The organism is bacterium (genome assembly GCA_022616075.1).
Lineage (GTDB): Bacteria > Acidobacteriota > HRBIN11 > JAKEFK01 > JAKEFK01 > JAKEFK01.
On the sequence record JAKEFK010000016.1, the window covers coordinates 1 to 14,197 of the forward strand.

General features: G+C 48.4%; 13 protein-coding genes. 3 read left to right on the forward strand and 10 right to left on the reverse strand.

The window, feature by feature from the left end; all coding sequences use genetic code 11:
• The 4 genes from L0156_01225 to L0156_01240 all read right to left on the reverse strand — a co-directional run.
• Nucleotides 1–326 (reverse strand): YqgE/AlgH family protein (locus tag L0156_01225; GenBank protein MCI0601614.1); only part of this gene is annotated, 326 nt, incomplete at its 3' end.
• Nucleotides 316–1,227 carry a DUF5996 family protein gene (locus L0156_01230; protein ID MCI0601615.1) on the reverse strand — a complete coding sequence of 304 codons (912 nt, stop codon included), beginning with the start codon at nucleotides 1,225–1,227 and terminating at the stop codon, nucleotides 316–318. The genes L0156_01230 and L0156_01225, both read right to left, overlap by 11 nt.
• A 23-nt stretch (nucleotides 1,228–1,250) precedes the next feature.
• Nucleotides 1,251–1,811, reverse strand: coding sequence for a dihydrofolate reductase family protein (locus tag L0156_01235; GenBank protein MCI0601616.1), 561 nt, complete (start codon nucleotides 1,809–1,811; stop codon nucleotides 1,251–1,253).
• A gap of 61 nt (nucleotides 1,812–1,872) precedes the next feature.
• Nucleotides 1,873–2,670, reverse strand: coding sequence for an AraC family transcriptional regulator (locus L0156_01240; GenBank protein MCI0601617.1), 798 nt, complete (start codon nucleotides 2,668–2,670; stop codon nucleotides 1,873–1,875).
• A 91-nt stretch (nucleotides 2,671–2,761) separates the two neighbouring features.
• On the opposite strand from L0156_01240, the gene L0156_01245 reads away from it, so the two are divergent.
• Both L0156_01245 and L0156_01250 read left to right on the forward strand, forming a co-directional pair.
• On the forward strand, nucleotides 2,762–2,992 hold the full coding sequence (locus L0156_01245) for a hypothetical protein (GenBank protein ID MCI0601618.1): 231 nt from the start codon (nucleotides 2,762–2,764) through the stop codon (nucleotides 2,990–2,992).
• A gap of 2 nt (nucleotides 2,993–2,994) precedes the next feature.
• A complete protein-coding gene (locus L0156_01250; GenBank protein ID MCI0601619.1) occupies nucleotides 2,995–3,402 on the forward strand; it encodes a type II toxin-antitoxin system VapC family toxin in 408 nt (135 codons plus the stop codon).
• Between the two features lie 63 nt (nucleotides 3,403–3,465).
• Here L0156_01250 and L0156_01255 read toward each other — a convergent pair whose 3' ends face one another.
• Genes L0156_01255 through L0156_01275 form a run of 5 tightly spaced genes read right to left on the reverse strand, consistent with a single transcriptional unit; the run spans nucleotide 3,466 to nucleotide 11,797 of the window.
• On the reverse strand, nucleotides 3,466–4,887 hold the full coding sequence (locus L0156_01255) for an aldehyde dehydrogenase family protein (GenBank protein ID MCI0601620.1): 1,422 nt from the start codon (nucleotides 4,885–4,887) through the stop codon (nucleotides 3,466–3,468).
• A complete protein-coding gene (locus L0156_01260) occupies nucleotides 4,887–5,963 on the reverse strand; it encodes a hypothetical protein (GenBank protein MCI0601621.1) in 1,077 nt (358 codons plus the stop codon). Before L0156_01260 ends, L0156_01255 begins: the two co-directional genes overlap by 1 nt.
• Nucleotides 5,964–6,000: 37 nt before the next feature.
• Nucleotides 6,001–8,160: an ankyrin repeat domain-containing protein gene (locus L0156_01265; GenBank protein MCI0601622.1), complete on the reverse strand. Its 2,160-nt coding sequence runs from the start codon at nucleotides 8,158–8,160 to the stop codon at nucleotides 6,001–6,003.
• A gap of 19 nt (nucleotides 8,161–8,179) precedes the next feature.
• Nucleotides 8,180–9,610 (reverse strand): PQQ-binding-like beta-propeller repeat protein, encoded by a 1,431-nt coding sequence (locus L0156_01270; GenBank protein ID MCI0601623.1) that lies wholly within the window; start codon nucleotides 9,608–9,610, stop codon nucleotides 8,180–8,182.
• A gap of 3 nt (nucleotides 9,611–9,613) precedes the next feature.
• Nucleotides 9,614–11,797, reverse strand: a complete 2,184-nt coding sequence (locus L0156_01275) for a PQQ-binding-like beta-propeller repeat protein (GenBank protein MCI0601624.1) — start codon at nucleotides 11,795–11,797, stop codon at nucleotides 9,614–9,616.
• A gap of 196 nt (nucleotides 11,798–11,993) precedes the next feature.
• On the opposite strand from L0156_01275, the gene L0156_01280 reads away from it, so the two are divergent.
• On the forward strand, nucleotides 11,994–12,728 hold the full coding sequence (locus L0156_01280; GenBank protein ID MCI0601625.1) for a CPBP family intramembrane metalloprotease: 735 nt from the start codon (nucleotides 11,994–11,996) through the stop codon (nucleotides 12,726–12,728).
• A gap of 36 nt (nucleotides 12,729–12,764) precedes the next feature.
• On the opposite strand, the gene L0156_01285 is transcribed toward L0156_01280, so the two are convergent.
• Nucleotides 12,765–14,197: ABC transporter substrate-binding protein (locus L0156_01285; protein ID MCI0601626.1), on the reverse strand; the 1,433-nt coding region annotated here is incomplete at its 5' end.

The following is a 14,197-nucleotide window of genomic DNA, read 5'->3' on the forward strand; positions in this document are numbered from 1 at the left end:
AAAAGCAATAAAAACATTCTGGATAAATCGACAGGGCCACCCAAGAACAAAGTATCTTTCAATCGTTTCAAGATCGGAAGGTCGGGAAGTGCATCGGAAACATTCGCTTTTGTCGGGCGATTGATGATCAGACCGAGCGCTCCTTCTTTGTTATATCGAATTAATAGGACAACAGTTTGCATAAACCGGGGATCAGTCAGCTGTCGCGTTGCAACCAGGAACTTGCCATCCGATAAGCTGAGACCGGCCGAATAAACTTCACCGGCAAACGTTATTCCCGTGAAGAATATAGCAATGAGAAGCTTACTTTGACTTCTAAAACTCACCGATTCGTTCCAGCTCAGAACGGTCCCACGCCGCTGCGTCGGCGGCTGCCTCATACGTGCTCTGAAGGAATTCAAGCAACGTTTTCTCAGGCGATGCGTACAATCGAACCGATTCGTACGGTAACAGGAATTCTCTGAAATCCGGATTGTAACTAGCATCGTCCGGATGAACGATCGCATTCCGAAATGTTGCGGGTTCAGGGTACGCATAGGAATAAAAAACCGGTTGTGGGAGTTGTTCATTTCCCGGCCAGAATCCGCAACTGCTTACTTCGTGAGAATATGCCTCGCGCGTAATCCAGTCCGGAAGATGCGGTATTCCGCCTGGATGTTCCGGCGCGCGCCTGCCGGAAAAACGGGTGACAGCAAGATCGAAAGCTCCCCAAAATAGATGAACGGGACTGCATTTTCCAATAAAGCGGGCGCGAAACTTCTTAAACACGCGGTCAACCTGCACAAGCGTACGAAAGAACCTGTTGGCATACTCAGCATCATAAGATGCGTGTTCCGTGTCCTTATCAAACGGAATCGTTGAAGGCGCCTCGTTTGGCACTTTGTGGATCTTTGTTTTTAAATTCAGGTCAGCAAGCAGCTCGAATAATTCCTTGTAGAAGTCTGCAACAGAACGAGGAGCAAGCGCCATTGTCTTGACAGCGCCATCGCTGGTCTGGAGCAAGAGCTTGTGATCAATGAAATCGAAATCAATTTGAAATGTGGTCGTACCGTTCGGTATGGGTGAAGTCGTAAGGCCCCGTGAGGTAACGTAAAGCGTAGCGTGCCAGGAATGATTCACCCAAGGCGTTCTGGTGAGCCGGATCTTGCCGACAATCTGTGTCCACATGTGGAGAGTGGCACAGGTGTCTTTCCATTCGGGAAAAGGTAGCTGTGGCCAATCCGTCATGATCCCATAATAACCGCTTCTGTTCAGTTTTTCACGCGATAGGCAACTTGCACGCAGCCGTTTTTGTGCGTTTTGCAATCGAGCAATTCCAAATCAAGCTGTCTGCCTATTTCGGGAAAGAGTGGAATTCCTGATCCCAGCAAAACCGGATGAATGTTTAGGCTGATTTCATCCACCAGATTTTCCACAAACAGACTTCTCGCCAGATCTCCTCCTCCCATCAACCAGATATCTTTCCCGGGTTCATTTTTCAAAGCTCGGACGAACTCATTACCATTTTCTGAGATGATTGTGGCGCCTTCATCGGGAGTGGTCTGTATCGTACGCGAAAAAACATAGGTCTGAATCGCATGCTTAGAGGAGGCTTTCTTTTTTGGTTTTGCGCTTTTGTTCTTTTGTTTGCGCTTCGGACTGTGAGCGAGGGCAAATTCATAAGTCTTGCGCCCCATCAACACCGTATCGATGGAAGCGAAGAATTCCCGCATACCGTAGTCCCCTTCATGAAAAAGCCAATCCACCGATCCATCTTTGCGCGCGATAAAGTTATCGAGACTGTTCGCAACAAGATATTTTACTTTTCGCATTTTCCCTCCACGATGACGAGTCTACGCGCGGATTCCCGCGAAGTCTTGGCGTTTTTTGATCTTACTTTTGAGTGGGGCGCAGGATCGTTTTACATTTCCCCGGCGCAGTGTGTGTAGTTTTGCGGAACTGCTTATAAAAGCGGCTCAAATCATTGTAGCCGACCTCGTAAGAGACATCGATGATTTCTTCTCCTCTGGCAAGCCGGAGCGGGGCGTCTGCAACGCGCAAGTGGCGAAGATATTCACTCGGACTCATTCCCAGGTCCCGCTTAAATTGGCGGGAGAGATGCTCATGCGTCACGTTAAGCCGCCCTGCTATGCGCGCGATCGATGGGTAGGAAAGATAGTTTTCGTCAATCAAACGTTTCGCATTGTGAGAAAGCAAAGATGGTTTTGGGTTTTTATCGACTGTTTGGTGATTCTGTCCGGCTTTCAATATTTCAATTGCATTTGCGGCGCACTCAGGAGCTTTGAAGACCGGCACTTCAAATATTGTTGGGGAGTTGATGAGCCCGGACGGCAGCGACGCTGTCGCAGCGATTCCTATCAACCGGGCTTTCGCATTCTTAAAATAAGGCTGAGCAATCGAAAAAGGTGGGTAGAAAACTCCAAACCGTTTTGCGGTTGCGTGAATGTGTTCCTGTCCTTTGATAAAAAGGATCTCACCGGAATTCATTTCATAGAGTTCCAGAAGCCACGCTGCGCACATGATCACCGTTGAAGTGAGCACGCCGCCCACTTCTAACTCATCCTGGAACAGGTAGGCACAATCGGACAAAAGTTCCGTTTTGCGGCGTGACAATCGGCCGCCATCATCCAGCACAACTTGAAAATGGGAATTCTCTCGCTGCCTTTTCACTTTCTTTGAATGATAGTCTGAAAATGAAAATGATGTTGCAATCTACCGCGAATGACTTATAGTAAGTGCATGTAAGTGCATGGAGGCCGGAATGGCTGTAAAAACGATTACGATCGATTTGGAAGCTTACGAGCTTCTGGCGGATCAAAAAAAAGAAGGGGAATCCTTCAGCCAGGTGATCAAAAGGAGGCTTCGGCCCAAACCAAGTTTGGAAGATCTTTTAAGGACAATACGAAAAAGTGATCTTTCCGAGAAGGCATTAAGGGATATAACCTCCGTTTCGAAGGTCCTCAGAAAAGAAAAGCTGCGCGAAAGGCGCTAGGGATGGCCTGCCTTGATACGACTTTCCTCGTTGATCTGATTCGGGAGGTGAGGCGCCGGAAAACTGGACCGGCTACAAATCTTCTGAAGAAATTATTGGAAAATGGACATTCCCTTACAATTTCACTGTTTACGATTGCTGAGCTTTACGCGGGCATTCAAACGCACACTGGCAGAGAAAGAGAGTCCCTGGATGAGATTCTCGCCTTGTTTGAAGTACTTCCCTTCGGCACATCAACAGCACGAATATTTGGAGTGCTTTATGGCTCGCTTCGGGCTCAAGGAAGGGAGATCGGTGTCATCGATACTCTGATTGCGAGCGTTGCCATTGAATATAACGAGGTTTTGATCACGCAAAATATCAAACACTTTTCGAGGATCCCCGGGCTTGTGACAAAATCTTATGATTGACGCTCCTTGCATCGGAACAATTCGTCCCAGGGGAGGGCCTGCGGACCATAACGCGTGAGCTCCTTAAACGGTTTGGAGGGACCGTTGGCGGTAGAGGTGTTCGAACAGATTTCCCTCATGAGGTTGATACCAGGAAACCTGATTGGTTGGAACGGGTCCGATATTCAACCGGTCAACGTTTCGGGAACTGAGAAGCTGATCGATAAAGCGTTTGTTTTCGGTCAGAGCAGTTACAACAAGTGTTGGGCCGATGCGATGCGGCATTTCTTCCTGATGCGTTTCAATCACGCTTATATATGGAAAGAGGAATTCTATGTTCGCGAGCGGATGTTCAGGATCCTCACACCAGATAACGGTAGGCAGCAAGAAAGTACAGCCATCTTTTTGAATGAGACGGCCGCCCTCCCGCAATTTTGCAGTCATGTCTTCCGCTCCGGGAATCTGCAAGTAGCGATCGATCAATTCCGAAATGCGTTGAGCAACTTGTGGATTTACAAAAGCTGCAATCTGCGCATGGGGATGGTCCATCGGCAGCGCATCAATTTTCACAAGACGTTTCGCAAGATGAAGAGCGATCTCTTTCCCGTGCGCAGGGACCCAAACACCGGAAGCATTGATGCAGGAGCGGCCTCCATTTTCCAACGCAGATGTAACCATCACATCAGAGTATTTGTACCACTCCGCGATTTTATCGTTCCCAATGAGCAATTTGCTTCGTCCCGGACCATGAACCTGAACACGACGGTCTCCCGCCCATTTGGAAACCGTAGATTCATCGCCAAATAAAATAAGTCGATCACAACGCAGCATGATCTCCGTGGCGCCTGAATGATCTGTCGGATAGAAGCCGAACGCCTCAGGAGGGCATCCCGCCTGGATGAAAGCCTGCGCGATCCTGTAAGGCGTCCATGGTTCCTCGCGGCCTGGCTTCAGAATAACCGGCACTTTGAGCGGAAGGGAAGGCAGCCACAGAGTGTGAACTCCCGGAGAATTGTTTGGAAGTATTGCTCCTAATACATTCGAAAGGCACAGATAACTGACTTCATGTCCGTTCTGCATTCCGTAACCATTATCCAGAACGGAAAGATTGAGTCCACGTGTGAGTCCGTAAAGCACCGATTCCATGTTGTCCAGAACGAGATGGATTTTCGCCATGTTTTTTCTGCAAAGGACTTCCGGCATTCCTGTGGTGGCGGAAGTCTGGCGAATGTAATCTTCCGGAGACTGTTGGTGCTCGTCATCCAGCATCAAATTGGATCCGGAGAAGACATGAGCGGCCCGCTTGCAGATCACGATAAGCTCAGAAACGGTTAAAGTCTCCAGCGCATTTCGGTGTTCTTTTGCTGCTGTTAGATCTTTCGAGATGAGTCCGGTGTTCGCCTGACTCACTTCCACAAAGGGTTCACCCGTTTGAAAGTGGGCCACGCGAACCGTGTTCAAACTCTTGTAAGGTTGACCCGCTCTTAGAATGGGAATATGAAGCATCAGTAAACTCCAACAACCACACTGTCTTGAAGCTGCGAGAATAAACGAACGTTCTTTGCTCCATCCCAGGGATAGATATCAATGGGTTCTGCGCGTTCGGCTTCATCCCGTTCCAGGAAACGAGGCATGAAGAATTCTTTTGTCAGCGTGGTCAACATAACGCGACCTGTTTGACCATACTCTACCGGCTTTTCCGGATCTTTTGGGTCCACGAGTTCGAAAACAGCGCGTGGATGCGGCGGGTAATAAATGATTGCGTAATTATCTGCCGGATTAAACGGCTTATTGCAAGCCAGTCCCATCAACGTATTGCCATAAGTTGGAACAAAATCGATTCCCGGTACCAGCTCTTCGCGCGCAAAGCGGTGGAACTGCGCATTCATTTCTGTTCCTCCGCAAAAAATTCCTTTGATTCCATATTTGACAAGCGAAATTTTTTCACAAAGCGCTTCAAGCAGTTTCGGTGTTGTAAAAACGCAGCGTATGTTTTCGTGCGACTTCAGGATGATCAAAGCCTGATCGATCACGTGTCTCTTATACTCATCCAGTTCCTGCCATTTGCCTGCTTTGATGAGTTTATTGACCCAGCGTGGATCCAGGTCTACGCAAAATGAGATTCCGCCGCGGTGTTGCGCCAGGTGTTCAACGGAAAGTCGCAAACGGCGTGGCCCGCTAGGTCCCAGCATCAACCAATCGCTGCCCGGTGGGAAGCTTTCATTGGATAGAGTATTGCTGAACATCTCGTAGTCGATTTGAAAATCGCGGATGTTGATTCTGCTCTTTGGCACTCCGGTCGAACCACCCGTTTCAAAAACATAAACCGGTTTGTTTGCATATCCTTTGGGCAACCAGCGGCGCACAGGACCACCACGAAGCCATTCATCTTCAAAGTGTCCCAGCAGTTTCAGGTCCTCGTAGCTGCGGATTTTCTCGCGTGGATCAAAATCGAGCTTTTTCGCATACTCCAACCAGAACGGGCAGCCGGTATCCGGATGAAAATGCCACTGAACGACTTCACGGACGTGCGCATCCAGCTTGTCCTTAGCTTTGTTGATTCTCTTTTGCAGATTGTTCATTTTAGCTCTGCAGGCGAGACGCCCGCGTTACCCCGGTTCATTCGCTGATGCCGTATACGTGGTTTAGTGTGCGAACGATGAATGTCTTTTGTGAGATTGCCGGCGTTGCAAGAATCACCTCACCCATTTTGTTCACTGATAAGACTTCGTATGTTGGTCCCGCTTTGACAACAAATATTTCTCCATCTTCGCTCGTGAAATAGAGTTTTCCGTCCGCCGCAACAGGAGATGCGGTAAAAGCGTACGAGCTTCCCTTCCCTCCCAAACGCTGTTGATAAATGCGTTCACCGGTTTTCGCGTTGTACGCCGTTACAACGCCATTGTTCGCGCATGTGTAAAGGTAATCTCCATACACGATCGGGGTAGGCATGTATGGACCACCTCGTTGTTTGCTCCACGCGACAAATTGATTCGATTCCTGATCCTTCTTCAAAGATATATCACCGGTTGCCCCAAGTTTGATCGCATAAATTGGTTGGACAGGAGTGTATCCACTTGTAACATAAATTAAATCGTGAGCAACAAATGGTGTGGGAACGGTGATCTCTGAATTTCCCGCAAGCTTCCACAATTCTTTGCCTGTTAAAGGATCATAGCCGCGAATGAAACCAGTGCCGTTGGTAATCAGTTCAGCGCGGTCCTTTCCAACGTGAACTGTAGGGGAACCCCAGGATGGGATTTCTTCGCGGGGAGTGAGCCATATCTGTTTTCCGCTCTTTACATCAAACGCTCCGATGAAAGAATTCTTGTGTAAATCACATTGAACAATCACCAGATTTTTGTAAAGAACAGGGGAACTACCGTAGCCCCATTCGTAATCGGGATCGTAGAACCATCCGGAGTTCAGTACGCCCAGATCCTTCTTCCAGAGCTGATCCCCCTGCATGTTATAAACCAGCAGTTCTCCATTACCCAGTAAAACTGCGAGATGCTTGCCGTCGGTCGCAGGCGTGGAATTTGCTTGAGTCGATTTCGGATGTCGCTTCACTTCGGGAACTCCTTCAGCGACCAGGCGTTGCCATAAAATCTTTCCGGTTTGCTTGTCCAAACAATAAACTTTCCAGGTGTGTTTCGATAAATCTTTGTCCGGAGCGACATCGCCATAGAGTCCGTGTTTCAGCTTCGAGTCTGGATTGCTGCTGATCGCAGTGGTAACAAAAACTCTATTCCCCCAGACAACCGGACTGGAATGCGCTAAACCCGGGATTTCAGTTTTCCAGCGGATGTTGACTGACTTTCCGGCATCCCATGCGGTAGGTGGATTTTCTCCATCAGCTATTCCTGTTGCATTCAATCCACGAAAGGAGGGCCAGTTTCCCCCAGTCTTCACGCTGAACGAAGAAGATCCTACCGGCGGCGCGCTTACCACTCTTGGAACTTCAGCAGGTGGTTCCGCTGATGCTGTCTTCACTTCCATGCGATTGTAAACGGTGGTGGAACCATCCGGACGTTGTACGTTGAATCCGGCGACTTTGTTTTCTTTGGAGAAAAAAGTAATGGAGAAACCACCCGATTTGAAAGTCGTATTGTCCACCGCCGACAATGGAAAGGGATCAGCACCGGCCGACTGCAGCAGCACTTTCTTGTCCTGGATTCCCACAGTCACTTCATTTCCGGATTCATTGCGAAAGGTTCCGGCATAATCTTGAAGAATTTCATCCGGCACAGCAAACTGGGTTGCTTCTTTCGCTCCCGCCTGCTTTAACGCATCAACAATACTCTGGTCTTGAACTTGTTTGGCGAACTCAAGAGCGTCACTCAACTCTTCCGGCTTCAATTTGCCTTTCTCTAGAATCAGCTTGACCATCGCAGAATCCTTGCTGTCAATAGAGGCTCCAAGCGCATCCGTTACGTCAGTCGCACCTTTTTCCAGCAGGAGTTGTGCGACTTCGACGTGTTTGTTATAGATTGCCCAGGACAACGGTGTGGCTCTATAGAATGTGTCTTTTACATTTACATCCGCGCCCTTTTCGATCAATAGACGGGCGATCTCAACGTGTCCCTTATCGGCGGCGAAGGACAGAGCTGTTGCTCCGTAACGATTCTTCGCGTTTACATCGATTCCTTCCGCCAGAAAGGTTTTTACTTTTTCGACGTCTCCCTTACGAACCGCGTTCCAAAACTCTTCCGTTTTGTCATCGGCAAAAGCCGAACAGGCTAGGAAGAGTACGACTAGCAAAAAAAACTTTCGGAACATTGATGAACTCCTGAAAGTATTATTTATTCTGAATCGCGAACAGACTTTCCCTGGACACGATGAATAGAACTCCATTGCGTGCCACAGGAGTAGTATAAACCGCAGTTCCCATATTGATTTCCGCGATCACCTGTTTCGTCTTTCCTGTTTTCAGAATCGCGACGTCGCCGTCTTCATCTCCCAGATAGACCTTTCCATCCGCAACGAAAGGGGAGCCCCAGATTGCAGCAAATGCTTCGTAGGTCCAGTAGATTTGACCTGTCTTTTCATCGATGCAGTACAGATTTCCGCTGAGATCCGCTGCGTACACTAAACCTTCATGAACCGCGACAGTCGAAAGTGTGCGATTGAACTTGTCAACTCCCAAATGCCAGACGGCTGCCTTGGCTGTGATGTCTCCTTCACCAACCGTTGGATCAATGGAATAGAGGTGTCCCGGCGCTTCGCCATGCTCCGGATCCTGACCTACACCGATGTAAACTCGATCATTGTGAATCACCGGTGTGGCGATTACATAGTTTCGTGTGCCGCTTCCGCCGAGTTCCCACTCCGCGTCTTTTGGATTCAGATCAAATTGCCATAGAGGTTTGCCCGTTTGCGGTTCGAATGCATACACCCATCCGCTGCCGGCCGCGAACAAAACCATCGGTTTACCTCCGATGATACCGTACGATGGATTGGACCACTGTCCATGCAAAATCTTTTCGCCGGGAGAAGCATCTTCCCAAACCAGTCCCCCCGTTTTCTTATTCACAGCAATAAAACTGGGAGCCTGGGGAGAAGGGATATTGATGTGTCCCTCATCCACACCATTGCCGGTGATGACAAAAATCAGATCGCCCACAATCAAGGGAGAACTCGCCGCGAGGTTGTGAGGAAAAACGTCGAGCTCTTCCATCATGTCAAATTTCCAGATGTAATCTGCGTCGAGTTCGCTTTTATCCGCTTCTTCCACGAACGGTCCGTCATTTTCCTTATCCAGAAAACCCTCGGTATCCGCAGCAACAAGTTCAGCACGATTGGAGACGTAATACAGACGATCCCCTTCAATGGCAGGAGTCGAGCAAATTCCTTGCAGAGGCCAATCGTTCACTCGCCCGGCGGAGAGCTTTGGATGCGCAGCCTGCCACAGAAACTTTCCATCGGCTTCGTTGAATGCCATGATGTTGCCCCGGTCCCCAGTCAGCTTTGGGTTACGCAGACCTTCATTGTTTGTGCCGACGAACACTTTACTTTTTGCCACAATCGGCCCCGCATAACTTTGCGATCCGAGCTTAGCGGTCCATTTGATGTTCTTTCCGGATTTCACATCCCAGGAATCAGGAAGATTCTTTTCTGAAGAAACCATGTTTCGGGAAGGTGTTCCTCCGAACATATTGATTTCAGGTTGCTGAGAAAAAGCTGTGAAAGAAACAAGAAGCACGATAAAAAGAAGATATTTGAATTTCATAATTTACTCTTTCGTTATTCTAATATTGTCGTAGTAGATTTCTGCATTTGAGAATCCATAGATTCCAGCGCTGCCGGACCGGATGGGAAGGGGATCTTCCGCTTCCACGGTCCATTGATCCGGTTCCTTCTCTGCGGTTGGCCAAACTTTCGCGCGGAGGATTCCTTTCTCGCCACTCGTATCCACTTTCAATTTCATCGTGTACCATGTGTCAGGTTCCCACTTAAAGGGAATCGTTTGATTGATGCGAAGTTCGGAATCCCAGGATACGAGCTGCAAACGCTGATGATTCCCCATCATGCTGACCTTATAGCCGGATGCTATGATCCCCATATCCGGAAGACGCCGCTTGTTTTTTGCGCCCAGAACATCTGCTTGGATTGTGTAATTGCTCCATGAGGGTGGACCGATGTAAACATCGCCGCTCTGCAGGCCTCTTTCAAGGATTGTCTTTACAAGCACTTTCTTGCCCCCTTTATTGCGGACAAAAAATTTGCCGGTGGCACCGATCCAGTAGGAAGGGCTTTTCTCCAGTTCGATGGTCTCAAAATCTTCGTGCACAGGCAAATCTGGAATAATACGCACACGGGCAGTTGCTTTCAAACCAGCGGCTTCCCCAGTCAGTATGCCTGCAAATGCTCCCTTTGCAGCTGCGACGAATTTTCCAGTGTTATCGATTGTTCCCAGATTTCCCGCAGTCCAGGCTCCTCCGACTTCGCGCAAATATTGACCTTTCTCGTTAAATGCTCGCACCCGGAATTGGGTGGTTTCGCCTGGTTTCAAAATGACATCGGCAGGTACCACCTGCAAAAATGCAGGGACAGCGCCTTTATCCGCAGGCTGTTCTCCGGCACCGGGAATCATTTTGGAAGGTTCCGCTTTGAATTTCGCCTTCTTGTCGCCAATGCAATAAACTCCTTCTTCTGTTGTGAAATAAATTCTTCCGTATGCGATCGCAGGTGAACCATAGATTTCGGCTGTTCGCGCTCCTTTGACAGTTATTTTTTCTGAGTCAAGAACTTTTGCGTTATCCGCCCCTGGCTGCAAAATCGCAATCGTGCCATTGACCTCGGTTGCGTAAATTTTCCCATCTGCAACTACCGGCGATCCTTTTCCCACTGTTCCAAGATTCTGTTTCCAATGGAGTGATCCCGTTTTTGCGTCAAACGCATAAAGGTTCGCTGAGTTGTCAACGATATAAACTATGCCGTTGTGAATTGCTGGAGAAGCGTATCCCGCTTCCACGGTATACCGCCATCGCTCATGAGTCTTTGTAATATCGCCTTTGCCGGTTGCATCAATCGCAACCAGACGGCCCATCGTAGCTTCATCAACATTTTCTTCGCTATGAGTAGCGTAAGCAGTTGTTCCATCCACTACGACTGAAGAGTTGATGCCGCGTTTGCTCAATAGAAATCCCCAAACCTTTTCACCGGTTCGGACTCGGATTGCGTAGATTGCGCCATCGGCATTTCCGCCGATCAGCAACCGTTCACCGTTAATCACAGCAACAACGGGAGTGGAATAAACGTTGAAGTCATATACAGCGCCGCCCGGGGTGGAGATGTAACGCAGTTCACCCGTCCGTTTATCAAAAGCGTGAAAGCGATGGCGTGGTGGAACCTGATCTCCCCAACTAGAGCTAACGAAACCCATGATTAGCATGTCTTCATCAACGATGGGAGTATCTGTGCGGCCGCCATAGCCGGAAAGATGTCCGTACTCTTCAGTCAAAGAATGTATCCACAACTGTTTTCCATCTTTATCCAGGCAGATCAGCAAACCTCCTACACCATGAGCATAGACATTTCCCGTCTCCGGGTCGCCGACAAGGCTTGCCCAACCCAATCGGCTGAAAGGAACTGTGGAGTTATAGACGTTGTATTTTTTCTCCCAGATTTTGCGTCCATCTTTTGCATCGTAGCAGGCAATGTGTTCTTGCATCGTGATGCCATGACCGGTTCGACCGATCACGTACACGCGGCCATTCATGACAACTGGAGTCGAACGTCCCACAAAGTCCGCTTTCCAGATGAGATTCTCACCACTGACTGACCATTGAGAGATCAGCCCCTTTTCTGGTGAAGCGCCATCTTGGTTCGGCCCTCGCCAGGAAGGCCAGTCGGCAAAAGAAAAACTACTTATGAGAAGCAGAGAAATGACTAAGACGATTTTGATTGAATGCATCCTATATCCTTTTTTTAAGAGTTCCAGAGTAATCAGCAATGAGTATGAGACCTCGGATACACTATCTCATTGCTCATTACTCATTGCTATGGCACTTCTTTTGGTTGATTAAACCATTGAATATTGTAAAGTGTGACCTGTGTCAATACAAAGGTGATGAAATTACAGAATAAGCGGATGAGTGGACTCCTGGCAAATGGATACTAAATCGATCCCACCTTTATCTTTTCCGCGCAGCCTGCTTTATTTGGGTCTCCCATTCCTCTTGATGACTTTGATGTTCTGGGGATTGGCTCCTTTAATGGATCTCATGGGGGTTCGTCTTTTCATTACTTTTCTGGTGGCCCTTGGCGTTCCTCTCTTACTTTTATTTTTGCTTTCCTTCCGTTTTTATCGCAAGGAAGGGCATCCCTGGAATCGGCAGGCATTTCTGGAACGCTTTCGGTTGCGCAGAATCCGGCCGGTGGATTGGATCTGGACGATCGGTCTGGCGGCTTTCATGTTCGGCTCCATCCAATTGCTTTCTTTTACTTACACCTGGATTGCCGATTTTTTCCCTGAGCCAAAAATCCTCATTCGCATGTTTGAAAAGGATCCGAACTATTTCATGGATCTTTCCTTAAAAGGAAACTGGTTCATTCTGGCAGGCATGCTCGGGTTTCTTGCATGTAATGTTCTGGGCGAAGAATTCTGGTGGCGCGGTTACATTCTGCCGCGCCAGGAACTTGTTTACGGGAAATGGACGTGGCTAGTCCATGGATTCCTATGGAATGCGTTTCATCTATTCATGCCCTGGCAGCAAATTCAAATGCTTCCAGCTTCACTCGCGTTACCTTTCGTCGCTCAGCGTCTGCGCAACACCTGGCCCGGCATCATCGCTCATTTTGCGGTCCACATCCCCTTCTTATGGATGCTAATCTCTAGGATCTAAATTCTTAACCGCAAAGCCGCCAAGAACGCCAAGTGATTAAAATTGAAAATCGCGGGCGAAAATGTGGCTATCAATTCGGGGAGTCCATTGCACTTTACGATCCAGAACGTAGATGTCCTGGTCAAAATAAAGAGGGATCCAGACAAGTTCTTCCATTGACCTTGACATCAACTCCGCCAGTTTTGCCTGGCGGCTATCCATATTTTCCAGTTGATTCAATGCTTCAATATCGCGATCGAAATCTTTGTTTGTGTAATTCCCGTAGTTGTATCGTCCGTATCCATTTTCCGAATCAGTCGAATGAAAGGCATCGTTTAAAACTTCGCTCGCATCTCCCGTTGCGCTTCCGAATTGATCCAGCGCCAGCGTGGTCTCACCGCGATCCCGAATCGCGAAATAATCTGAGTCAGGCCAAATGCTTAACGTTAATTGCACCCCAATTTCCTTAAGCTGTTTCTTCAATTCGATTGCATCGTTGTGGAATATATTTCTTGTGTGTAAGGTAATCGGAAAGCCGCCGGGAAGTCCTGCATCATGAAGTAGACTTTTTGCCTTCCCGGTATTGTAAACCGGTGCAGCAATTTCCGGGTTGAATCCGAACACAAAAGAAGGTACGGGTTCGATTGCAGGCAAACCGTCTGTCAACACAGCATTGATTAGAGCCGTTCGGTCAATCGCCAGATGAATCGCCTGTCTGACCAGTCTGTTTCGAAGTGGATTCGGTTCAACGCTGCAATGGGGCGTCTTGTCGCGGACCAAATCCATGCTCAACAGTTTTAGAAAGAGATTCGGCCGCTTGAGAACCTGTAAGCGTTTTTCTCCAGCGATTTTTGCTGCTGCATCTTTTCGATTGTATTGTGCAAGCTCGCAATAACCATCCTGGATCATCCGAAGAGCTTCCTCCGGCCGTCGTTCGAGATAATACGTAACAACCCGAACCTTCGGCTTTCTGCTCCAATAGTTTTCGTTTCTCGTAATGCGGATGATCGCGCCCGGCTTCCATTCCGTAACAAGATATGGCCCGCTACCCAGAACATTTCTTTTAAGATTATCTGTAGCGGCGCCGTTTTGAATGATCGGGACGAATTGAACGCGATTCAGAAAAATTGCGCTGGGTTGAGACGTTACAACCTTGATGGTCCGGGTAGTCAGCGCTGTAACTTCTGTTACTCCGTTCAGGTAGGAGCTGGCCTCCAGGGTTTGGTCGGACAACAGTCGTCGGAAAGAATAGATTACATCTTCTGCAAGTAAAGGTTTTCCATCACTGAATCTTGCGGCGGGATTCAGATGAAAAATCCAGGTGAAAGAATTCGGATTTTCCCAGCGGACGGCAAGCTGGGGCTGGATTTTCATCTCTGCATCGGAAGTCACTAGTGTTTCATAAAAATTTGAAAGGATAGAGAAACTACTTAGGGTTGTCCTGTAGTGAGGGTCAAGATTGTTGAGTTCGTACGGGACTGCGAGACGCA